The organism is Janthinobacterium sp. GW821-FHT03C10 (assembly GCF_059420865.1).
Window position 1 is genome coordinate 264,526 of sequence record NZ_JBWKUN010000001.1, and the last position, 22,305, is coordinate 286,830.

Sequence of the window (22,305 nt, forward strand, 5' to 3'; positions counted from 1 at the left end):
GGCCAGTGCATTCATGGAGAAACATCGTGGCTACCCTAGATGGCACTAAGAACAACAGTAGTAACAAGGCAGTCGAACCGGGCATGCGGCGCAAGCAGGCGTCCGTATTGATCAGCAGTACCTTTGCATTTACCATCTGCTTTGCAGTCTGGATGATGTTTGCCGTACTGGGCATCCCCATCAAGACCAGCCTGGGTTTGACTGAAACGCAATTCGGCCTGCTGGCCGCCATGCCCGTGCTGACGGGCTCCCTCGTGCGGGTGCCATTGGGCATCTGGACGGACAAATACGGCGGACGCCGCGTCTTCTTCTGGCTGATGCTGGCCAGCGTGGTGCCGATCTACCTGATCTCCTACGCCACCGCCTACTGGCATTTCCTCGTGCTGGGCATGTTCGTGGGCCTGGCGGGCGGCTCGTTTTCCGTCGGCACGCCGTACGTGGCGCGCTGGTACGAGAAGGAGCGCCGCGGCCTGGCGATGGGCATCTTCGGCGCCGGTAACTCCGGTTCCGCGCTGACCAAGTTCGTCGCGCCCGGCATCGTCGCCGCCTTCGGCTGGCAGATGCTGCCCAAGGTGTATGCGGTGGCCATGCTGGCCACGGCCATCATCTTCTGGCTGTTTTCGTACACGGACAAATCGCACCTGGCGCCATCGGGCGAAAGTTTTTCGGCGCAGATGAAGGTGCTGAAGGATCCGCGCGTGTGGCGCTACTGCCAGTACTACTCGGTGGTGTTCGGCGGCTATGTGGCGCTGGCCCTGTGGATGACGAAGTACTACGTGGCCGAATATGGCTTTGACTTGAAGCACGCGGCGCTGCTGGCCGCCTGCTTCTCGCTGCCGGGCGGCGTGCTGCGCGCGGTGGGCGGCTGGATATCCGACAAATACGGTGCGGCGAAAGTCACCTGGGCCGTGATGTGGGTGTGCTGGGTGTGCTTCTTCCTGCTGTCGTATCCGCAAACGCAGATGGTGATCGAGACCGTCACGGGGCCGCTGGCCTTCCATATCGGTCTGTCGCCGCTGTGGTTCACCGTGCTGCTGTTCATCGTCGGCATCGCCATGGCTGTCGGCAAGGCGTCCGTCTTCAAGTTCATCGGCGATGATTTTTCCGACAACATTGGCGCCGTCTCGGGCGTGGTGGGTCTGGCCGGCGGCCTGGGCGGCTTCATCCTGCCCGTGATGTTCGGCGCCCTGGTGGACTTCACGGGCGTGCGTTCGAGCTCCTTCATGCTCCTGTACGGCACCGTCTGCGTTTCCCTCGTCTGGATGCATTTCTCGTTCAAGCCGCTGCGTGCGGCACCAACTACTCAACCTGCAGGAGTACAAGCATGAGCCGCTATATGATCAATACCTGGGAGCCGGAAACACCGAGCTTCTGGCAAAGCACGGGCAAGGCCACGGCCGCGCGCAATCTGTGGATCTCGATTCCCGCGCTGCTGCTGGCGTTCGCCGTGTGGATGGTGTGGAGCGTGGTGGTGGTCAACCTGCCCAACATCGGTTTTACCTACAGTAACAACCAGCTGTTCTGGCTGACGGCCTTGCCGGGCCTGTCCGGCGCCACCTTGCGCATCTTTTACTCGTTCATGGTACCGATCTTCGGCGGCCGCCGCTGGACGGCCATTTCCACGGGTTCGCTGCTGATTCCCGCCATCGGCATCGGCCTGGCCGTGCAGGACGTGAACACCGGTTATCCGACCATGCTGATCCTGGCGCTGCTGTGCGGCTTCGGCGGCGGCAATTTCGCCTCGTCGATGGCCAACATCAGCTTTTTCTATCCGAAGGCCAGCAAAGGCTTCGCGCTGGGCATGAATGCGGGCCTGGGCAACCTGGGCGTATCGGTGGTGCAGTTCGTCGTGCCGCTGGTGATCACCTTCGCCGTCTTCGGCGCCTGGGGCGGCGATTCGCTCACCTGGGTCAAGAATGGCGTGAGCAAGGAGATGTGGCTGCAAAACGCGGGCTTCATCTGGGTGCCGTTCATCGCGCTGTCCACTTTGCTGGCCTGGTTCGGCATGAATGACCTGGCATCGGCCAAGGCCTCGTTTTCCGAGCAGGCCGTGATCTTCAAGCGCAAGCACAACTGGCTCATGTGCTGGCTGTACACGGGCACCTTCGGCTCCTTCATCGGCTATTCGGCCGCGTTTCCGCTGCTGATCAAGATCCAGTTCCCCGACGTCAACCCGCTCGATTACGCCTTTCTGGGCCCGTTGGTCGGCGCCCTGGCGCGTGTCGCCGGCGGCGTGATTTCCGATAAACTGGGCGGTGCCCGCGTCACCCTGTGGTCGTTCCTCTTGATGATAGGCGCCGTGCTGGGCGTGCTGTACTTCATGCCGCAAGCGGGCGGAAGTGTGCACACTGCGGGCAGCTTCAACGGCTTCTTCTGGATGTTCATGCTGCTGTTCGCCGGCACGGGCATCGGCAATGCGTCGACCTTCCGCATGATTCCCGTGATCTTCCTGACGGAGCACCAGCGCGCGGCCGCCGGCAAGGGCAAGGCGGCGCAGGAGCAGGCGATCGTCGACGCCAACAAGGAAGGCGCGGCCGTGCTGGGCTTCACCTCGGCCGTGGCGGCCTACGGCGCCTTCTTCATCCCGAAAAGCTATGGCACCTCGATTGCGCTGACGGGCAGCCCCGACGCGGCCCTGTGGTGCTTCATCGGCTTTTATGTCAGCTGCATCGCCATCACCTGGTGGTGCTATGCGCGCAAGAATGCGCCGATGCCTTGCTAAAGTTGGAATGTCTGGCAAGTCGTTCTTGCCAGACGTTGAGGAAATGAGAGTATGTCATGGAAGAACTGGAAAAATTCGTCAACGGCTTCAGCCTGTTTCAGCAGCAGTATTTCAGCGAGCCGCAAACCTTGTACGACAGCCTGCGCGACGGGCAGCGGCCCTCGACCTTGCTGATCGGCTGCTGCGATTCTCGCGTCGATCCCATGCTGCTGACGGGCAGCGACCCGGGCGACATGTTCGTCGTGCGCAATATCGCCAACCTGGTGCCGCCGTGCACGCCCGACGCGCCGCCCGGCGTCAGTTCGGCCATCGAGTTCGCCGTCTGCAAGCTGGAAGTGGCCAGGGTCATCGTGCTGGGACATGCGCGCTGCGGCGGCATCCGCGCGCTGCTGGAACCGCAGCCGCGCGCGGAAGGGCAGGAAACGGACTTCGTGGGACAGTGGATGCGCATTGCCGAACCGGTGGCGCAGCGCGTGCGGCGCGAGCTGGCGCACCGCTCGTCGGACGAACAGCACCATGCGTGCGAACTGGCCAGCATCCTGCAGTCGCTGGACAACCTGCTCACCTACCCGTGGCTCAAGCGCCGGGTGGAGCAGGGGGTATTGAAACTGCATGGCTGGTATTTCGATATCGACAGCGGGGCGCTGATGGCCTATTCGGCGCGCCAGCAGCAGTTTTTGCCGCTCGTCTGTCCGATAGAGCGGGCGCGCCATCTGCATGAGCGCCCCTGGCCGGATGCGGCCAGGTAATCCGAAACGTGGCGCCAACAATGTGTCGGATTACGCTACGCTAATCCGACCTGCGTCGCGGCATTCTTCCGCCAATTACGCAAGGTAGGTCGGATTAGCCCGCAGGGCGTAATCCGACAAGTTCCCTCAGCTAAAACGCAATAAATCCCCGCTGCGGTCAAACGCCAGCAGGCTGTCGATGCGGCCTTGCTCGATGGCCGTCACCATGGCGCGCAGGGGCGCTTCGCATTCCTGCGCCGCTGGCGGCTGGCCCTCGCGACCCGCCAGTCCCGCCACGAAGACCACGTCCCAGTGCGTCTGCATCTGTTTCGACTCCTCCTTCAATGTCTCGAAGCTGTCCAGTTCCTCGGGCAGCTTGTCGGCGCACATCACGGGCGTGAGGGACTTGCCCTGGCCGCCAGGCTGGGCCTGCGCCTGGGTAAAGGTGAACAGCAGGCGTTGCGGCTGCTCCTGGTTGCGGGCGCTGTGCAGCAGGCTGGCGTAATCGGTAATCGACATGATGCTCTTTCTCTGTGTTGAACGATGACGACAGGTATACCGCAGCACGGTCGCGGCGCCCATAGGCAATAGTGACTATCCGGGTGACTACGCGCCTATGCATTCCTGGTGCCGGAAACCGACTTCTTGCCAATACCGCCGGGCACGGCGCGTCGATAGACTGTTTGTATCGACGCGTGGGCCATCCGGCTTGCAGCGTTTTTATGACCTGGCGCCGCTCCTGCGGCGCAATGTGGAGGTAGCATGAGTCACTTTCTGGACCGTCTTAAATTTTTTAGCAAGCCCGCCGAGCCGTTCTCGAACGGCCATGGCACCGTGGTCGATGAAGACCGCACCTGGGAAAACGCCTACCGCCAGCGCTGGCAGCACGACAAGATCGTGCGTTCCACGCATGGCGTGAACTGTACCGGCTCGTGCAGCTGGAAGGTGTACGTCAAGAATGGCCTGATCACCTGGGAAACCCAGCAAACCGATTATCCGCGCACGCGCCCCGACCTGCCCAACCACGAACCGCGCGGCTGCCCGCGCGGCGCCAGCTATTCCTGGTACGTGTATTCGGCCCAGCGCGTGAAATACCCGATGGTGCGGGGCCGGCTGATGGAAATGTGGCGCGAAGCGCGCAAGACCATGGACCCCGTCACGGCCTGGGACTGGATCAGCCAGGACCCCGTGCGCTCGCAGCAATACAAATCCATCCGCGGCCTGGGCGGCTTCGTGCGCGCCACGTGGGAAGAATCGAATGAAATCATCGCCGCCGCGAACGCGCTGACGATCAAGAAATACGGCCCGGACCGCATCGTCGGCTTCTCGCCGATTCCCGCCATGTCCATGGTCAGCTACGCCTCCGGCACGCGCTACCTGTCGCTGATCGGCGGCGTGGCCCTGAGCTTCTACGACTGGTACTGCGACTTGCCGCCGGCCAGCCCGCAAGTGTGGGGCGAGCAGACGGACGTGCCGGAATCGGCCGACTGGTACAACTCGACCTATCTGATGGTGTGGGGCTCGAACGTGCCGATGACGCGCACGCCGGACGCCCACTTCTACACGGAAGTGCGCTACAAGGGCACGAAAACCGTGGCCATCTCGCCCGATTACGGCGAAATGGTGAAGTTCGGCGACATCTGGCTGGCGCCGAAACAGGGCACGGACGCCGCGCTGGCGCTGGCCATGGGCCACGTCATCCTCAAGGAATTCCACTCGGAAGGGCAGAGCGCCTACTTCCGCGACTATGCGCGCCAGTACACGGACTTCCCCATGCTGGTACTGCTCAAGGAGCATAACGGCACCCTGGTGCCCGATTACTTCCTGCGCGCTTCGCACCTGGACAACAACCTCGACGAAACCAACAATCCGGAATGGAAAACCCTCGTCATCGACGAAACCACGGGTGCGATCACGGCGCCGGCCGGCTCCATCGGCTTCCGCTGGGGCGAGTCGGGCAAGTGGAACCTGGAACAGAAGGCGGGCGGCAGCGGCGCGCCCATCGTGCCGATGCTCTCCATGATCAACGACAGCGACGCCGTCACGGAAGTGGGTTTTGCCTACTTCGGCGGCAAGGACGCGTCCGACATGCTGCTGCGCAAGGTGCCGGTGAAAACCATCCGCCTGGCCGACGGCACGACGGGCCTCGTCACCACGGTGTTCGACCTGACCCTGGCCAACTACGGCATCGACCGTGGCCTGGGCGGCGAAAACGTGGCGGAAAGCTATGACGACGACGTGCCGTACACCCCCGCGTGGCAGGAAAAGCACACGGGCGTGAAACGCGCCGACGTCATCACCGTGGCGCGCCAGTTCGCGGAAAACGCGGACCAGACGCGCGGCAAGAGCATGGTCATCGTGGGCGCCGGCCTGAATCACTGGTACCACATGGACATGACGTATCGGGGCATCATCAACATGCTGATGATGTGCGGCTGTATCGGCCAGTCCGGCGGCGGCTGGGCCCATTACGTGGGCCAGGAAAAGCTGCGTCCGCAAACGGGCTGGACGCCTTTGGCCTTCGCCCAGGACTGGGTGCGCCCGATGCGCCAGATGAACGGCACCTCGTTCTTCTATGCCCACACGAGCCAGTGGCGCCACGAGAAGCTGGAGACGGGCGACATCGCCTCGCCATCGGCGGCAGGCGGCACGGGCGACCTGACCCTGCTCGACTACAACGCCAAGGCCGAGCGCATGGGCTGGCTGCCATCGGCGCCGCAGCTGCAGACCAATCCGCTGGAAGTGGCCAAGGCCGCCAAGGCGGCAGGGCAGGCGCCGGCCGCGTATGCGCTCGACCAGATCAAGGCGGGCCAGCTGCAGTTTTCGTGCGACGATCCGGACAACCCAGCCAACTTCCCGCGCAATATGTTTGTCTGGCGCTCGAACATCCTGGGCAGCTCGGGCAAGGGCCACGAATACTTCCTGAAATACCTGCTGGGCACGCAGAACGGCTTGCTCAGCGATGAAGACGACTGCATCACGCCGAAGCAGGTGAAAGTGCGCCCGGCCGCCGAAGGCAAGCTCGATCTGCTGGTGGTGCTGGACTTCCGCATGTCGACCACCTGCCTGTACGGCGACGTGGTGCTGCCGACGGCCACCTGGTACGAAAAGGACGATCTGAATACGTCGGACATGCATCCGTTCATCCATCCGCTGTCCGAAGCCGTGCAGCCCCTGTGGCAATCGAAGTCGGACTGGGAAATCTACAAGGGGCTGGCCGAGAAATTCTCGGAAATCGGCGGCGAACTGCTGGGCACCCAGCAAGACATCATCCTCACGCCGCTGATGCACGACACGCCGGGCGAACTGGGCCAGCCCTTCGATCCCAAGGACTGGCGCGCCGGCGAATGCGATGCGATTCCCGGCAAGACCATGCCGAACATGACGGTGGTCGAGCGCAATTACCGCGACGTCTACAAGAAGTTCACCTCGGTCGGACCGCTGCTGGAAACCATCGGCAACGGCGGCAAGGGCATTTCCTGGAAGACGGGCCATGAAGTCGAGGTCCTGCGCGGCATCAACCGCACGGTGCTCGATGAAGGCGTGTCGAAGGGCCAGCCGCGCCTCGATACGGCCATCGATGCGGCCGAGATGATCCTGTCGCTGGCGCCGGAAACGAATGGCCACGTGGCCGTGAAAGCCTGGGCCGCGCTGTCCGCCATCACGGGACGCGAGCACACGCATCTGGCGCTGCCGCGCGAGCATGACAGCATCCGCTTCCGCGACGTGCAGGCGCAGCCGCGCAAGATCATTTCCTCGCCCACCTGGTCGGGCCTGGAAAGCGAGGAAGTCAGCTACACGGCCGGCTATACCAACGTGCATGAACTGATTCCATGGCGCACCCTGACGGGCCGCCAGCAGTTCTACCAGGATCACCTGTGGATGCGCGACTTCGGCGAGGGACTGTGCGTGTACAAGCCGGCCATCAACACGAAGACGACGGAAGCGCTGCTGGGCACCAAGCCGAACGGCAACAAGGAACTGGCGCTGAACTTTTTGACGCCGCACCAGAAATGGGGCATCCACTCCACGTATTCGGACAACCTGCGTATGCTGACCCTGTCGCGCGGCGGACCGCACGTGTGGCTGTCGGAGGCCGACGCGCAAGCTGCCGGCATCGTCGACAACGACTGGATCGAGGTCTTCAACGTGAACGGCACCCTGACGGCGCGCGCCATCGTCAGCCAGCGCATCCCGGCCGGCATGACGATGATGTACCACGCCCAGGAAAAGATCATCAACGTGCCCGGCGCGGAGATGACGGGCAAGCGGGGCGGCATCCATAACTCGGTGACGCGCGCCGTGCCCAAGCCGACGCACATGATCGGCGGCTACGCCCAGCTGGCCTACGGCTTCAATTACTACGGCACGGTGGGCTCCAACCGCGATGAATTCGTATTGGTGCGCAAGATGAACAAGGTTGACTGGCTCGAAGGGCCATTGGAAACAGAAGACGGGAGCATGGTATGAAAATCAGAGCGCAAATCGGCATGGTGCTGAACCTGGACAAGTGCATCGGCTGCCACACCTGTTCCGTCACCTGCAAAAACGTGTGGACCAGCCGCGACGGCGTCGAGTACGCATGGTTCAACAACGTGGAAACCAAGCCCGGCATCGGCTATCCGAAGCAGTGGGAAAACCAGGACAAGTGGAATGGCGGCTGGCGCCGCACGGACGCTGGCAAGATCGAGCCGCGCCAGGGCAGCCGCTTGAAGATCCTGGCCAATATCTTCGCCAACCCGAACCTGCCCGCCATCGACGAGTACTACGAGCCGTTCACCTACGACTACGAGCACCTGCAAAGCGCGCCGCTGTCGCAGACGCCGCCGACTGCCCGTCCGATCTCCGTGCTGACGGGGAAAAAGATGGAAAAAATCGAGTGGGGTCCGAACTGGGAAGATGACCTGGGCGGCGAGTTTGCCCAGCGCAGCAAAGATAAACTGTTCGACAACATGCAGAAGGAGATGTACGGCACCTTCGAAAACACCTTCATGATGTATCTGCCGCGTCTGTGCGAGCATTGCCTCAACCCGACGTGCGTGGCGTCTTGCCCGTCCGGCTCCGTGTACAAGCGCGAAGACGACGGCATCGTGCTGATCGACCAGGACAAGTGCCGCGGCTGGCGCATGTGCATCTCCGGTTGCCCGTACAAGAAGATTTACTACAATTGGTCGTCCGGCAAGGCGGAGAAGTGCACGTTCTGCTTCCCCCGCATCGAGGCGGGCCAGCCTACCGTGTGCTCGGAAACGTGCGTGGGCCGCATCCGCTACCTGGGCGTGCTGCTGTACGACGCCGACAAGATCGAGGCTGCCGCCTCCGTGCCGCAGGAGCAGGACCTGTACCAGGCGCAATTGGACCTGTTCCTCGATCCGCACGACCCGGCCATCATCGCCGAGGCGCGCCGCCAGGGCATCCCGGACCTTTGGCTCGATGCGGCCGTCAAGTCGCCCGTCTACAAGATGGCCGTCGAGTGGAAGGTGGCGTTCCCGCTGCATCCCGAATACCGCACCTTGCCGATGGTGTGGTACGTGCCGCCCCTGTCGCCGATCCAGGCGGCCGCCGAATCGGGCAAGCTGGGCGTGAACGGCATGCTGCCGGACACCCAAAGCCTGCGCATTCCCGTGCAGTACCTGGCCAATTTGCTGACGGCCGGCGACCAGCCGCCCATCGTCACGGCGCTGGACCGCATGCTGGCCATGCGTGCCTACATGCGCAGCAAGACGGTCGAGAAGGTGGAGAACCTCACGGTGCTGAAACAGGTGGGATTGACCCAGGCGCAGGTGGAGGACATGTACCACATCATGGCCATCGCCAATTACGAAGACCGCTTCGTCATCCCCAGCAGCCACAAGGAAATGGCCGAGGACAGCTTCAACGAGAAGGGTTCGTGCGGCTTCAGCTTCGGCAACGGCTGCTCGGACGGCAGCAGTGAGCCGACCTTGTTCGGCAAGAAAAAACACGGTTCGGCCATCTTCATGCAGATGCCGAAGTCGCGCAAAACGGCGCCTGGCGCCTAAGGAGACGATATGACACACGCTATGCATCACTATCAAGTCCTGTCGCGCCTGCTGCTGTACCCGGAGCCCGAGCTGATCGCGCACCTGCCGCAACTGGAGGCCGCGCTGGCGGCCGTGCCGGAGCAGCACGCGCTGTTGCGGCCTTTGCTGGCGCACCTGGAAAGCAGCAGCCTGATCGACCTGCAGCAGCAGTACGTGGCCACCTTCGACCGCAATCCGTCGCACTCGCTGCACCTGTTCGAGCATATCCACGGCGAATCGCGCGACCGGGGTCAGGCCATGGTCGACCTGATGGAGGAATACAAGCGCCACGGCCTGCAGATGGTGGGCGACGACTTGCCCGACTTCGTGCCCCTGTTCCTGGAGTTCTTGGCGCAGCTCGACGAGGAAGTCTCGGCGCCGCTGCTGGGCGACGCCGTCCACGTGCTGGCGCACATCGGCCGCAAGCTGACGGCCAACGGCAGCCCGTATGCGCCCGTCTTCACCTTGCTCGAACGCCTGAGCCCCGTGGCGGCCGAAATGCTGGCCGAACCGCCGGTGCGCGACATGGATGAAGCGCTGGAAACCTTCGGTCCCGGTGCGGACGGCGTCGAGCCGCTGCTGCGCCAAGGTCCTGGCCAGGTCGCGGGCGGCGTCCATCCCGTGCATTTTCACCCGCAGCCGCGGCGCGCCGCCTAACTGGCCCACTGCGCCCGCATGAGGAGAGTACATCATGAGTAATTACTTGCATCAATTTGTGTATGGCATCTATCCATACATCGCGCTGGCCATCTTTTTTCTCGGTAGCCTGATCCGTTTCGACCGCGAGCAATACACGTGGAAGTCCGATTCCAGCCAGCTGCTGCACCGCGGCAGCCTGCGCCTGGGCAATATCCTGTTCCACATCGGCATCATCGGCCTGCTGTTCGGCCATGCGGCCGGCTTGCTCACCCCGGTCTGGGTGTGGGATACGCTGGGCGTGTCGCATAGCCTGAAGCAGGGCGTGGCCATGGCGGCCGGCGGCGTGATGGGCGGCCTGTGCCTGGCCGGCATCCTGATCCTGCTGGCGCGCCGCTTCGGCAATGCACGGCTGCGCGCCGTCACCACGGCCGGCGACAAGCTGGTGATGCTGTGGATCTTGCTGACCTTGCTGCTGGGCCTGTCGTCGATTTTTGTGTCGGCTTCGCACATGGATGGCCACATGATGGTCTTGCTGATGAACTGGGCGCAGCACATCGTGACTTTCCGCGGCGACGCGGCCAGCTTCATCGTTGATGCGCCGCTGGTGTTCAAGCTGCACCTGTTCATGGGCATGTCGCTGTTCGTCATCTTCCCGTTCACCCGCCTGGTGCATGTGTGGAGCGGCTTTGGCGCTGTTGCTTACCTTGGCCGCGCCTATCAACTGGTGCGCCGCCGTTAAGAAAGGAGTCACATCATGGGAATCTCCGTCAATGGCATCGACATCGACGATGCCGACATCGCGCAGGAATTGCCGCATCACGACGGTGCCGGCAATCCGCTGAAACAGGCCGTGCATGAACTGGTGCTGCGCCGGCTGCTGCTGGACGAGGCCGGACGCCTCGGCGTGCAGGGCGGCAGCGATGACGACCGCATCGAGGCGCTGTTCGCGCAGGAAGTGCGCGTGCCGCCCGCCGACGATGCGGCTTGCCGCACCTTTTATGCACAGCGCCCGCAGTTGTTTCGCAGCGGCGCGCTGGTCGAGGCGCGCCACATCCTGTTTCAGGTGACGCCGGAAGCGCCCCTGGAGCTGCTGCGCACGACGGCGCAAGCCGTGCTCGACGCCCTGAAACTGGCGCCCGAGCGCTTCGCCGAACTGGCGGCGCAGTACTCGAACTGCCCGTCCGGCGCCCTGGGCGGGAGCCTGGGCCAGCTGTCGCCGGGCCAGAGCGTGCCGGAATTCGACGCCCTCGTGTTCCGCCTGGAAGAGGGCGCGCTGGCCGGCCACTTGCTGGAAACGCGCTTCGGCTACCACATCGTGCAGGTGCAGCGCCGGGTCGAAGGCCAGGCCATCGCCTACGAAGCCGTGCAGGCGCAGATCGCCGACCGGCTGGCGCGGGCGGCGTGGCAGCGCGCCGTGCACCAGTACCTGCACTTGCTCGTGGGGCGCGCGGACATCGCCGGTATCGAGCTCGAAGGCACAGCCAGCCCGCTGGTTCAGTAAGTAGAAATGCGTAGCTAAAAAGGCGTAGGCCGCTAGGCCTTCTGGGGCACTGCCAGATCGTGCCCCAGCCTTTACAATCACGGAAGAATCAGGAGTAGCGTCATGGGTAGCGTCAAGTTGCAGGACCGTTTTGGCCGTTCGATCGATTATGTGCGGCTGTCCGTCACCGACCGCTGCGATTTGCGCTGCGGTTATTGCATGCCCAAGGGATTTCGCGGCTTCGAGGAGCCGAAGGACTGGCTGACGTTCGACGAGATCGAGCGCCTGCTGGGAATTTTTGTGCGTCTCGGCACGCGCCGCGTGCGCCTGACGGGCGGCGAGCCCCTGTTGCGGCGCAATCTGCCGCAGCTGGCGCAAAGGCTGTCCGCGCTGCCCGGTCTGGACGATCTGTCGCTGTCGACCAACGCCACCCAGCTGGGCAAGCATGCCGCGGCCTTGCGCGCGGCGGGCGTGGACCGCATCAACGTCAGCCTCGATTCGCTCGACCGCGCCTGCATGCAGCAGATCACGGGGCGCGACAGCCTGCAGCCGATTCTCGATGGCCTGATGGCGGGCAAGGCGGCCGGTTTCGATCCGATCAAGATCAATATGGTAGCCATGCGTGGCGTCAATGACGGCCAGATCGAGGCCATGGCGGCGTTTTGCATTGAGCAGCAGTTCATCCTGCGCCTGATCGAAGCCATGCCGATGGGCAGCACGGGCCGCGATGCCAGCTACATGCCGCTGGGCCCCGTGCGCGAACGCCTGGCGGCCCGCTTCGGCCTGGTGCCGCAGGCGATGGAACTGGGTGGCGGGCCGGCGCGCTACATGGCGACCCCCGACGGACGCTCGAGCATCGGCTTCATCACGCCCATGTCGCAGCATTTTTGCGCCACCTGCAACCGCGTGCGCCTGTCCGTCGATGGTACCCTGTACCTGTGCCTGGGACAGGAAGAGAAATTCGCGTTTGGCCCCATGCTGCGCGGCGGGGCCACGGATGCGCAGATCGAAGCGGCGATCCGCGCCGCCATCGAACTCAAGCCGCAGCAGCATGATTTCAATACGCAGCCGGACAAGATTATCCGGTTCATGGCGCAGACGGGCGGCTGAGTGGATGTGTCACTGCTGGGGTCAGACCCGCCGGGGAAATACGTCCCAGTGGGCCGTATTTCGATCCGCAGGGACTGACCCCGGATCTTTGCCTGTGGGTGGAGTGATGTCGCTGACTTGACTGCATAGGGGCCACAAACAGGTATTTATTAGGGGTAGTATGAAATTCAAGGCGATGTTTTCCTCCTGGCAGAAGCTGTCGACCAAGATCGTCGGCGCGCTGCTGCTCATGCTGGTGCTGGCCCTGAGCGCCATCGGCTGCACCCTGTTCCTGTCGTGGCAGCTCGAAGGCAGTTCGGCCGCCATCAACGAGACGGGCCGGCTGCGCATGCAGACTTACCGCCTGACCCTGCTGCTTGCCAGCGACGCCCGCGAACAGGCGCGCCAGCAGGTGCTGCTGATCGACGAGACCCTGGCCAAGATCGGCCACGGCGACCCGCAGCGCCCCTTGTTCCTGCCCCCCAGCACGGCCATCAAATCCGAATTCGAGCGCATCGGCACCGCCTGGCGCGGCGCCTTGCGCCCGGCCGCGCTGGCCGCCGATTCCGCCGCGCGCGCGCGCCAGTTCGAGCATGACGCCGATACCTTCGTCGGCCAGGTCGATCAATTGGTGCGCCTGATCGAGCACGATAGCGAGCAGCGCACCTTCTGGCTGCGCGCCTCGCAGCTGATCCTCGTCGGCATGGCCGTCATCGGTACGGTCAGCATGATTTACCTGATGTTCATGCTGATCATCGAGCCGGTGACGCGGCTGCGCCTGGGCATGCAGCGCATGAAGGAGCGCGATTTCAGCGTGCGCCTGGCCGTCGAAAGCAATGACGAATTCGGCCAGCTGGCCAGCGGCTTCAACCAGATGGCCGACCGTCTGCAGGCGCTGTACGGCAACCTGGAAGAGGGCGTGCGCAGCAAGACGGCCACGCTCGAATACCGCAACCGCGAGCTGGCGCTGCTGTACGAAAGCGCGGCCTTTTTGCAGCGCCCGCAACCGCTGGAAGACATCTGCGGCGGCTTCATGCAGCGCATCGTCGATTATTTCGAGGCCGACGGCTCCACCGTGCGCGTGCTCGACGCCGAGCGGGGCAACCTGCACATGGTGGTGCATACGGGCCTGTCCGAAGAACTGGTGGCGTCCGAGCATTGCCTGAAGGTGGGCGACTGCCTGTGCGGCACGGCCGTCGAGATGAAGGTGGCGAAGGTGCACGACATGCGCCGCATCGACAAGGCGCACGAGCTGCGCTGCCACCGCGAGGGTTTTGCCACCGTTTCCGTCTTCCACATCCATGCGCACGAACAGCACCTGGGCTTTTTCAACCTGCATTTCCGCCATGCGCGCGTGTTTTCCGCGCGCGAGCTGGCCTTGCTGGAAACCCTGGGCCAGCTGCTGGGCATCGCGCTGGAAAACCTGCGCCTGGCCGCGCGCGAGCGCGAAATGGCTATTTCCGAAGAGCGCAACCTGGTGGCGCAGGGCCTGCACGACAGCATCGCGCAAAGCCTCAACTTCCTCAACCTGCAGGTGCAGATGCTCGACGACTCCGTGCGCAACGCGCGCTTCGACGAGGTGGCGGGCATCGTGCCGGCCCTGCACGCGGGCGTGAAGGAAAGTTACGAGGACGTGCGCGAACTGCTGGCCAATTTCCGCAGCCGCCTGATGGAAGATGACCTGATCGGCTCCCTGCGCGCGGCGCTCGACAAATTTCGCCGCCAGACGGGCATCGACGCCGAGCTGCTGGCCGACGTCGACGGCGCGCCATTCCCCCGCGAGCAGCAATTGCAGTTATTATTCATCGTGCAGGAAGCGCTGTCGAACATCCGCAAGCACGCGCAGGCCAGCCACGTCGAGGTGCGCCTCGCCGATCACCAGGATTTTACGCTGACGATCAGCGACAACGGCGTCGGCTTCGACGCTGCCGCCGTGCTGGAAAAGGGCGACAGCCATGTCGGCATCCATATCATGCGCGAGCGCGCGCAGCGCATCGAGGCCACGTTCGACGTGCATGCCTGCCCCGGCGGCGGCACGACCGTCGAACTGCATTTGTCGCGCGAGCAGCGCCGCGCCGCCTAAGCCACTATCTGAAAGTACAAAAAAATGGAGACTCCCGATAAACCGATCACCGTCATGCTGGTGGACGACCACGCGCTGTTCCGCAGCGGCATACGCTCGCTGCTGCAGCGCCACACGGAATTTTCCGTCGTGGGCGAGGCCGCCGACGGCGTGGAAGGCATCAAGCGCGCCATCCAGCTGCAGCCCGACGTGGTGCTGCTGGACCTGAACATGGCCGGCATGTCCGGCGTGGAAGCGCTGCAGCTGATGCAGCACGACTGCCCCGACACGGCCATCGTCATGCTGACAGTGTCGGAAGACGCCGAAGACCTGGCCACGGCCCTGCGCGCGGGCGCCTGCGGCTATCTGATCAAGAATATCGACGCCGACTACCTGGTGCGCGCCATCCGCCGCGCGGCGGCCGGCGAAGTCGTCATCGCCGAAGCCATGACGGGCAAGCTGGTGGCGCAGCTGCAGGCGGGCACGCGGCGCGAGGAGCCCGTGTCGGAGCTGGACAAGCTCACCCCGCGTGAAAAGGAAATTATCGACTGCCTGTCGCGCGGCGAGAGCAACAAGGGCATCGCGCGCACCCTGGACCTGGCCGAAAGCACGGTCAAGATCCACGTGCAGAACGTGCTGAAAAAACTCAACCTCACGAGCCGCGTGCAGGCGGCCGTGTACGCGGTCGAGCACCGCCAGGGGAAGTAGCCCGAGTTGGGGTCTGACCCGCCGGGCCGGACCCCATGGCTATTATCTCTAGTCCTTTATGCCGATGGCGGCATCTGCGCTTTTAAAGTAGTATATTGAATATATCTTTAAAGGCGACTCCATCATGGCCATCACTCCGATCAGCGAACCTTCTTCCTCTCCCGCCGCCTCCGGCGCGGCGCCCTGGCAAGCCGGCCACGCCGTCTGGCAACTGGGTTTCCGCCCGTTCTACCTGCTGGCGGCCGTGTTTGCGGCCGTCACCATACCCCTGTGGCTGGCCAGCTATGCGGGCTGGCTGACGGGCGGTCTGCACGTGGGACTGGGCTGGCACATGCACGAGATGGTGTTCGGCTTCGCCGTGGCCGTCGTCGTGGGTTTCCTGTACACGGCGGGGCGCAACTGGACGGGCTTGCCGACGCCGCACGGCGCGCCGCTGATGGCGCTGGTGGCGTTGTGGCTGGCGGGGCGCGTGGCCATGCTGTGCGGCCCCGGGCTGCTGGCGGCGCTGGTCGAGTGGCTGTTCCTGCCGCTGGCCGCCTTGCCCCTGTACCGCGTGCTGCGCCGCTCGGGCAATACGCGCAACCTGTTCCTCGTCGGTCTGCTGGCCTTGCTGGCGCTGGCCAACGGCCTGTTTCACGCGGCCGTGCTGGGCGCTCTGCCGCTGTCGCTGTTTGTGCCGGTGCAGGCGGCCATCTTCATCATCGTGCTGATCGAATCGGTGATCGGCGCGCGCGTCATTCCCATGTTTACCCGCAATGGCGCGCCGGGCAGCACGCCGGTGGCCAGTCCGCAGCGCGCGCTGGTCGCCGTGGCCTGCATGGCGGCCGCCGCGATCGCGTGGCTGGCCGGCGCGCCGGCCTGGCTGACGGCGCCGCTGGCGTTGTGTGCTGCCGGCGTGTCGCTGGCCAATCTGCTGGCGTGGCAGCCGCAGCGCACGGTGCGCGTGCCGCTGCTGTGGATATTGCACCTGTCGTATGCGTGGATAGGCATCGGCTTCGCGCTGCTGGCGGCCGCCAGCCTGGGCCTGCTGCCGGCCAGCGCCGCCTTGCACGCGCTGACGGTGGGCTCGATGGCGGGCCTGATCATCGGCATGATGACGCGCACCACGCTGGGCCACACGGGCCGTGCGCTCAAGGGCGGCAGGGCGGAAGCGGCGATGTATTGGCTGATCCAGCTGGGCGCGCTGGCGCGCCTGCTGGCCGCCGTCGGTCCCGCCGCGCTGGCCATGCCGCTGCTGCTGGCCGCCGGCGCGTGCTGGTCGCTGGCCTTTGGCCTGTATGCGTGCGTGTATGCGCCGTATCTGTGGCGCGCCAGGGTGGATGGCCGCGAAGGCTAGGCGGGTATCAGAACGGGCGCCAAGCCAGCAGTTTTCTGATTTCCGGCGTCCAGTAGGACAGCGATTCGCCCACGACGAATAGCAGCAGGCCCAGCATCAAGGCTCTCAGCAGCAAATCCCTGCACCAGATCATGGCGTCTCCTGAATTTTCATACTGGCAAGTCTATCATTCGCATGCGCTGCCATGTTGCGTTTCTGGCACGGCTGCCTGGCCGGGCGCCGGCGCCTGTGCCGTGTATGCGGCGGCGGCATCGATGGCGTGCGCCAGCGCCTGTTCCAGTGCATCGAGCGCGGCTGACGCATCGTCGCCCCCGTGCAGCAGTTGTTCGGCTTGCTGTGCGGCTTGCAGCGTGGCGGGCAGGGCCAGGCTGCCCGCCACGCCGGCCAGCTTGTGCGCCAGCGCGGCGGCGTCGCCGCGTGCATCGGCCGCCAGCAGCGCGCGCATGGCGCTCACCGTGTTGCGGTAGGTGTTGCCGAAGTGCGACAGGTGCTGGCGGTAGGGCGCCTCGCCGAGCCACTGCGCCATCCCTTGCTTCAGGTCGATAACGGAGGCCGCTCCGCCCGCCCGCAGGGGCGGAGCGGCTGCGGCCATGACCGTCGGCAAGGCCGGCAGCCCTTGCGCATGGCGCCGGTGCGCGCGCGCGATCAGGGCGATGGTCTGCGGCACGTCGAACGGTTTGCTGATGAAATGGTTCACGCCCGCTTCCAGTGCCGCCGCGCGCTGGGTCTGGAACGCACCGGCCGTCAGGGCCACCACGGGCAAGTCCTGGAACTGCGGCAGCTGGCGCAGCGCGCGCGTGGCCTGCAAGCCATCCATCACAGGCATCTGCACATCCATCAGCACGATGTCGACGTCGGCCGGGTGGGCCAGCAGCCAGTCCAGCGCCTGCTGGCCATCGCAGGCGAACGAGGGCAGGGCGCCCTGGTCGCACAGGATATGCTTGACCACGTCGCGATTGATCTCGCTGTCGTCGACCACCAGCACGCGCACGCCGGCCAGCACGCGTTCGCCCAGCGCCGCGTGGCCCGCGTCCAGGCCGGCCGCTTCGGCGCGCCGCTGGCGCGCTTCCATCGTCGCGTTGTACAGGCTGGAGGCCGTCACCGGTTCGTTGAGGATGGCATCGGCCGGATTGGCCGGGTCCGTATGGCGGCGCGCTGGCGCCGTCGCCGGCGCGCCGCTGGCCGCCAGGATGACGATGGGGCAGTCCTGCGGCGGCAGGTGTTCGCGCAGCGCGCGCGCCGTGGCTTGCCCGTCCAGGTCCGGCATGCGCGCGGCCAGCACGATGACGCCGGGCCGCGCGTCCCCGGCGCAGGCCAGTGCATGTTCGAGTGCCGCCTGGCCGCCGGACACGGCATGCACGCTCCAGCCCAGGCCCCGCGCCACGGCGGCCACGGCGGCGCGCGTGTCGGCCTTGCCATCGGCCAGCAGGACGCGCAAGCCCTGCATGTCGGGCGAGGACGGGGCGCTGGCGGGCAGCAGTTGCAGCGGCACCGTGAAGCTGAATGCGCTGCCCTGGCCCAGACCGCTTGTCAGGCGCAGCGCGCCGCCCATCAGGCGCACCAGCTGGCGGCAGATGGTCAGGCCCAGGCCCGTGCCGCCGAAGCGGCGCGTGGTGGAGGTGTCGGCTTGGGCGAAGGCGGAAAAGATCGCTTCCTGCACCTCGGGCGCGATGCCGATGCCCGTGTCGCGCACGCAAAAGCACAGCACCGCGGCGTCGCCGTCGCGGCTTTCCAGCGCGCTCGTCAGCTCGACCGTGCCCTGCGCGGTGAACTTGATGGCATTGCTGGTCAGGTTGACCAGCACCTGTTCCAGCCGCAGCGCATCGCCCATCACGTGGTCGACGCCATCGGGCAGCGGCCCGATGCGCACTTCGATCGGCTTGTCATGCGCGGCCACGCCCATGCTGGCGGCGATTTTTTCGATCACCTCGGCCAGGTGGAACGGCGCCCGTTCGATGGTCATGTGACCCGCCTCGATTTTCGACACGTCGAGCACGTCGTTGATAATGCCCAGCAGGGACTGGCCGGCGGCGCGGATCTTGCGCGCCATGAGCAGCGCTTCGCCATCGAGGCCGTCCCGTTCCAGCAGCCAGGCCATGCCGAGGATGGCGTTGAGGGGCGAGCGGATTTCATGGCTCATGTTGGCGAGGAATTCCGCCTTGCTGCGGTTGGCCGCTTCGGATGCGTCGCGCGCCAGCAGCATGGCTTCTTCGGCCTGCTTTTGCGCGGAAATATCCTGGGCAAAGATCAGGGTCGCCGGTCCATCCTTGAGCACCACGCGCGTGGTGGTCTTGAACATGGGCACGGGCAGGCCCTGCTTGCCCAGGCCGACGGCCTCGAACACCTGTTCGGCGGGCGAGTCCGCCTCGATCAGTGCTTCATTGGCGGCCAGCGCCGCCTGCGATTGCGCGGAGATCATGGCCGACCAGGGCAGGCCGTTCAGATTGTCATCCGCCGTGTAGCCGTGCAGCCTGCGGTAGCGGGGATTCGAGTAGATGAAGCGGCCGTGGCGCAGGATGGCGATGGCCACGGGGGCGTCTTCGATCAGGGTGCGAAAGCGCGTTTCGCTGTCGGACACGGCTTGCATGGCCTGGCGCTCCCTTTCCTGTTCCGTATGCCAGGCAGCCTGCTGGCGGCGCCGCCGCTGGCTCCAGAACAGCAGGCTGGCCGCGGCCAGCGCCAGTATGGCAAAGGCGAGAACGTAGCCCAGCGCCTGGCGCCGCAGCGGGGCGGCGATGGCCGCCTCTTCGCGGCTCAGGCCGATGAAGAGGGCGCGGTCCATGTGCAGGGCCGGCGGGGCGATGGTCGCCATGGCCATGATGCGGGGGGCGGCGCCGCCGGCAATTTCGACGCCGCTCAGGACACCCGCCTGATAGCCGCTGTCGCGAAAGCGCCGCAGGAAGCCGCCGGGGACGTCCATATCGGCGCCGTTGGCATTCCTGGCGGGATAGTTCAGGAATTGCCGGCCGTCGCCATGCAGCACCACGGCCCAGACGTCGGGGGCGTACATGGCGGTGCGGAACTTGGCCGTGAAGTATTCGGGGGCGAAGGTGGCCACCACCACGCCGGCAAAGCGGCCTTGTTTGTCCTGCACCATGCGCGACGCCGTGATGACCAGGTCGCCCTTGAAGGAATGGAAGGGCGCCGAGACGTACAGCATGCGCGCATCGGGGGCGTCGCGCGCCGTCTGGAAGTAGCCGCGGCGCGAAAAATCCTGGTCCGCCAGTTCCGGGATGTTGGTGGCGACCGGCTTGCCGTCTGTGTCGATGACCAGCATGGTGCGCACGCCCGGCATGGCGTCGACCAGCGCGGCCAGGCGCCGCGGCAGCGCCTGGCCCGCGTCGGGTGCGGCGCCGGCGGCGAGATAGTCGCGGATCACGCCGCCGAGCACCAGGTTGGTCGCTTCCAGGTCGACTTCGATGTTTTTTGCCAGCAGCGCCGTCAGCACGCTCAGGCGCTCGCGTTCGGCCGCGTCATGCCGCGCGGCTTCGGCCAGATGCGCGTAGGCGAGGGCGGCAGCCACGATGAGCAGCCCGAGGAGCAAGAACAGCCATTCGATCCATTGTCTGCGCACCGCCGCCGCATCTGTGTGATAGGTCATGTGGCGATGCTATACCCGATATGGATGGAGAACAACTTTTGTGCACAACTATGCATGTGATAGTGTGGTCAATTTGCCCCCAAGGGACAGGGGAAGGTGCAGGCGGAAGACGGCGCCCTGGCCCGGCACGGATGCCACGCCGATGCTGCCGCCCATCAAGGTGATGAGCTGGCGCGCGATGGCCAGGCCCATGCCGGCGCCGTCATGGGCGCGGCTTGGCGAATCGTCCGCCTGCGAGAATTTGTCGAAGATGAGGCCCTGCTGCGCCGGCGCGATGCCGATGCCCGTATCGCGCACCTCGATCCGCAGCTCCGCGCCGCTGTGCATGACGTGTACGTCGACCCGGCCCGCGGCCGTGTAGCGGATGGCATTGTCGAGCAGGATATCGAGCACGCGCACCAGGCGGACGCGGTCGCAATCGATGCTGGGCGGCGTGGCGGGCGCCACTTGCGCGGCCAGCTGCAGGCCCTTGTGCGCCGCGCGCGGCCGGTGCGGCGCCAGCGCCAGTTCCAGCAGCTGGTCGAGTGGCGCGGCGCTGGACTCCAGCCGTACCTGGTCATGCTCGAGCGCGCTCAATTCCATCGCCGCCTCAACCATGGCCAGCAACTGGCGGCCGCTGTCGTGTATCGTTTGCGCGTAGGCGGTCTGTTCCGGCTCGCGCAGCTGTTCCTGCAGCAGCTCGGAAAAACCGAGGATGCCGTTGAGGGGCGTGCGCAATTCATGCGACATGTTCGACAGGAAGCGCGACTTGGCCTCGCTGGCGGCGATGGCCCTGGCGCGGCTGTCGACCAGGCGGCCGATCAGCAGCACCAGCGCGGCCCACGACAGCACGATCAGCGCGCTCGTGATGGCCGCCATCAGCAGCGCCTGGTCGCGGCGCGAGACGTAGTCGGCCAATACCGTGTCGCGGTCCAGCCCGACGAGCATGTAGAGCGGGTAGCCGGCCAGTTTTTCGAACGCATAAAAGCGCAGGGCGCCGTCGACGGGACTGCGTTCGATGAAGCTGCCCCGCGTTTTACCTTGCATTAAAGAAAATACCTTGCTGCCGCCGATATCCTGGCCGATGGTGTTGACGGTGCCGACCCGGCGCGCGCGCACCACGCCGTCGCTGCCGACGAGCTCGGTGGAGCTGTTGTCGCCCAGGTCGACTTCGTCGTACAGGCGGGTAAAGTAATACGGGTCCATCGAGACCACCACCACGCCCTTGTAGCGGCCATCGGCATGGTTGATGCGGCGCGTCATCTGGATCGACCATTTTTTCGATACGCGGCCCAGTACCGGCTTGCTGATATACAGTTCGCCGCTGTCGCGCCGCATGTGCACGCGTACGTGCTCGCGGTCGGCCAGGTTGGTCGGCTGGAAGGGCCGGCTCGACAGGACCGTGTCGCCCTGTTCGTCGACGATGGTAAACAGGTTGTACAGGGGGCCGGGATTGAGGCCTTGCTGCAGATCCGCCACGATATCGAGGCGGCTGCCCAGCGCCTGGTAGCGGCTGCGCAAGTACGTGGCCGCCTGGTCTGCCGCTTCGATCGTGCGGATCGCATGCTCGTCGAAGACGCGCGCCATGCTGCGCGCATCGCGCCCGGCGCTGGCGATGGCGGCGTCGCGGGCGTGCCGCAATTGCAGCACGGTGATGCCCCACAGCCCCGCCAGCAGGATGGCCATGAAGAGCGACAGCAGGGTGCGCGTATCCCAACGCTCCCAGCGTTCCCAGGCCATGGCCTTCCAGTGTCTGTGCTGCCGCATGCCGCCTCCGCAAGGTCCGTCGGTTCTTCCAGTTGTGCCGTTGTGCGAGGATGCCCGGCGTCACTGGCGCGTCGATTTATCAATTATATCGAATATAATTGATTTTATCAAATAAAATGATTTTTGCGGGAAAAGTGTTGTATTGTGCGCGGGCCG

At 65.1% G+C, this 22,305-nt stretch carries 16 protein-coding genes; 12 read left to right on the top strand and 4 right to left on the bottom strand.

The annotated features are described in order from the left end of the window. The first annotated feature begins 83 nt into the window (after nt 1-83). From AC07VH_RS00955 to AC07VH_RS00965, 3 genes are read left to right on the top strand one after another with little or no spacing between them, the layout of a single operon-like run. Nucleotides 84-1,328: an MFS transporter gene (locus tag AC07VH_RS00955; protein ID WP_475414871.1), complete on the top strand. Its 1,245-nt coding sequence runs from the start codon at nt 84-86 to the stop codon at nt 1,326-1,328. Beyond that, nucleotides 1,325-2,722, top strand: coding sequence for a NarK family nitrate/nitrite MFS transporter (locus tag AC07VH_RS00960; RefSeq protein ID WP_070223628.1), 1,398 nt, complete (start codon nt 1,325-1,327; stop codon nt 2,720-2,722). Before AC07VH_RS00955 ends, AC07VH_RS00960 begins: the two co-directional genes overlap by 4 nt. Before the next feature lie 56 nt (nt 2,723-2,778). Further along, nucleotides 2,779-3,471: a carbonic anhydrase gene (locus AC07VH_RS00965; protein ID WP_494786451.1), complete on the top strand. Its 693-nt coding sequence runs from the start codon at nt 2,779-2,781 to the stop codon at nt 3,469-3,471. A 126-nt stretch (nt 3,472-3,597) separates the two neighbouring features. On the opposite strand, the gene AC07VH_RS00970 is transcribed toward AC07VH_RS00965, so the two are convergent. Next, a complete protein-coding gene (locus tag AC07VH_RS00970) occupies nt 3,598-3,969 on the bottom strand; it encodes a ribonucleotide reductase subunit alpha (protein ID WP_489627579.1) in 372 nt (123 codons plus the stop codon). Between the two features lie 243 nt (nt 3,970-4,212). On the opposite strand from AC07VH_RS00970, the gene AC07VH_RS00975 reads away from it, so the two are divergent. The 9 genes from AC07VH_RS00975 (at nt 4,213) to AC07VH_RS01015 (ending at nt 16,802) form a co-directional block, all read left to right on the top strand. Beyond that, nucleotides 4,213-7,920: a nitrate reductase subunit alpha gene (locus AC07VH_RS00975; RefSeq protein WP_494786452.1), complete on the top strand. Its 3,708-nt coding sequence runs from the start codon at nt 4,213-4,215 to the stop codon at nt 7,918-7,920. After that, nucleotides 7,917-9,467: a nitrate reductase subunit beta gene (gene narH / locus AC07VH_RS00980; protein WP_141169054.1), complete on the top strand. Its 1,551-nt coding sequence runs from the start codon at nt 7,917-7,919 to the stop codon at nt 9,465-9,467. Before AC07VH_RS00975 ends, narH begins: the two co-directional genes overlap by 4 nt. A 9-nt stretch (nt 9,468-9,476) precedes the next feature. After that, on the top strand, nt 9,477-10,145 hold the full coding sequence (gene narJ, locus AC07VH_RS00985; RefSeq protein WP_494786453.1) for a nitrate reductase molybdenum cofactor assembly chaperone: 669 nt from the start codon (nt 9,477-9,479) through the stop codon (nt 10,143-10,145). Between the two features lie 34 nt (nt 10,146-10,179). After that, nucleotides 10,180-10,866, top strand: a complete 687-nt coding sequence (narI, locus tag AC07VH_RS00990) for a respiratory nitrate reductase subunit gamma (RefSeq protein WP_494786454.1) — start codon at nt 10,180-10,182, stop codon at nt 10,864-10,866. Nucleotides 10,867-10,881: 15 nt separating this feature from the next. Next, nucleotides 10,882-11,628: a peptidylprolyl isomerase gene (locus AC07VH_RS00995; protein WP_494786455.1), complete on the top strand. Its 747-nt coding sequence runs from the start codon at nt 10,882-10,884 to the stop codon at nt 11,626-11,628. Nucleotides 11,629-11,730: 102 nt separating this feature from the next. Continuing rightward, on the top strand, nt 11,731-12,717 hold the full coding sequence (gene moaA / locus AC07VH_RS01000) for a GTP 3',8-cyclase MoaA (protein ID WP_494786456.1): 987 nt from the start codon (nt 11,731-11,733) through the stop codon (nt 12,715-12,717). Between the two features lie 160 nt (nt 12,718-12,877). Then, nucleotides 12,878-14,779: a type IV pili methyl-accepting chemotaxis transducer N-terminal domain-containing protein gene (locus AC07VH_RS01005; protein ID WP_494786457.1), complete on the top strand. Its 1,902-nt coding sequence runs from the start codon at nt 12,878-12,880 to the stop codon at nt 14,777-14,779. Nucleotides 14,780-14,803: 24 nt separating this feature from the next. Then, complete coding sequence (locus tag AC07VH_RS01010) at nt 14,804-15,466, top strand: response regulator (RefSeq protein WP_086147379.1); 663 nt, start codon at nt 14,804-14,806, stop codon at nt 15,464-15,466. Nucleotides 15,467-15,590: 124 nt separating this feature from the next. Then, on the top strand, nt 15,591-16,802 hold the full coding sequence (locus tag AC07VH_RS01015; RefSeq protein WP_494786458.1) for an NnrS family protein: 1,212 nt from the start codon (nt 15,591-15,593) through the stop codon (nt 16,800-16,802). Between the two features lie 7 nt (nt 16,803-16,809). On the opposite strand, the gene AC07VH_RS01020 is transcribed toward AC07VH_RS01015, so the two are convergent. Genes AC07VH_RS01020 through AC07VH_RS01030 form a run of 3 tightly spaced genes read right to left on the bottom strand, consistent with a single transcriptional unit; the run spans nt 16,810 to nt 22,149 of the window. Next, a complete protein-coding gene (locus tag AC07VH_RS01020) occupies nt 16,810-16,935 on the bottom strand; it encodes a hypothetical protein (RefSeq protein WP_257218626.1) in 126 nt (41 codons plus the stop codon). A gap of 33 nt (nt 16,936-16,968) precedes the next feature. Beyond that, nucleotides 16,969-20,403, bottom strand: coding sequence for a response regulator (locus tag AC07VH_RS01025; RefSeq protein WP_494786459.1), 3,435 nt, complete (start codon nt 20,401-20,403; stop codon nt 16,969-16,971). A 48-nt stretch (nt 20,404-20,451) separates the two neighbouring features. Next, entirely contained in the window at nt 20,452-22,149 is a 1,698-nt protein-coding gene (locus AC07VH_RS01030; protein WP_494786460.1) for a sensor histidine kinase, read from the bottom strand. Nucleotides 22,150-22,305: the final 156 nt, after the last annotated feature.

Bases quoted from the DNA above. Each gene is read 5' to 3' on its own strand.
- AC07VH_RS01020 (WP_257218626.1), bottom strand. From the start codon at position 16,935: ATGATCTGGTGCAGGGATTTGCTGCTGAGAGCCTTGATGCTGGGCCTG.
- AC07VH_RS00995 (WP_494786455.1), top strand. From the start codon at position 10,882: ATGGGAATCTCCGTCAATGGCATCGACATCGACGATGCCGACATCGCG.
- narH (WP_141169054.1), top strand. From the start codon at position 7,917: ATGAAAATCAGAGCGCAAATCGGCATGGTGCTGAACCTGGACAAGTGC.
- AC07VH_RS00970 (WP_489627579.1), bottom strand. From the start codon at position 3,969: ATGTCGATTACCGATTACGCCAGCCTGCTGCACAGCGCCCGCAACCAG.
- AC07VH_RS01015 (WP_494786458.1), top strand. From the start codon at position 15,591: ATGGCCATCACTCCGATCAGCGAACCTTCTTCCTCTCCCGCCGCCTCC.
- AC07VH_RS01025 (WP_494786459.1), bottom strand. From the start codon at position 20,403: ATGACCTATCACACAGATGCGGCGGCGGTGCGCAGACAATGGATCGAA.
- AC07VH_RS00960 (WP_070223628.1), top strand. From the start codon at position 1,325: ATGAGCCGCTATATGATCAATACCTGGGAGCCGGAAACACCGAGCTTC.
- AC07VH_RS01005 (WP_494786457.1), top strand. From the start codon at position 12,878: ATGAAATTCAAGGCGATGTTTTCCTCCTGGCAGAAGCTGTCGACCAAG.
- moaA (WP_494786456.1), top strand. From the start codon at position 11,731: ATGGGTAGCGTCAAGTTGCAGGACCGTTTTGGCCGTTCGATCGATTAT.
- AC07VH_RS00955 (WP_475414871.1), top strand. From the start codon at position 84: ATGCGGCGCAAGCAGGCGTCCGTATTGATCAGCAGTACCTTTGCATTT.
- AC07VH_RS01030 (WP_494786460.1), bottom strand. From the start codon at position 22,149: ATGCGGCAGCACAGACACTGGAAGGCCATGGCCTGGGAACGCTGGGAG.
- AC07VH_RS00965 (WP_494786451.1), top strand. From the start codon at position 2,779: ATGGAAGAACTGGAAAAATTCGTCAACGGCTTCAGCCTGTTTCAGCAG.
- AC07VH_RS01010 (WP_086147379.1), top strand. From the start codon at position 14,804: ATGGAGACTCCCGATAAACCGATCACCGTCATGCTGGTGGACGACCAC.
- narI (WP_494786454.1), top strand. From the start codon at position 10,180: ATGAGTAATTACTTGCATCAATTTGTGTATGGCATCTATCCATACATC.
- AC07VH_RS00975 (WP_494786452.1), top strand. From the start codon at position 4,213: ATGAGTCACTTTCTGGACCGTCTTAAATTTTTTAGCAAGCCCGCCGAG.
- narJ (WP_494786453.1), top strand. From the start codon at position 9,477: ATGACACACGCTATGCATCACTATCAAGTCCTGTCGCGCCTGCTGCTG.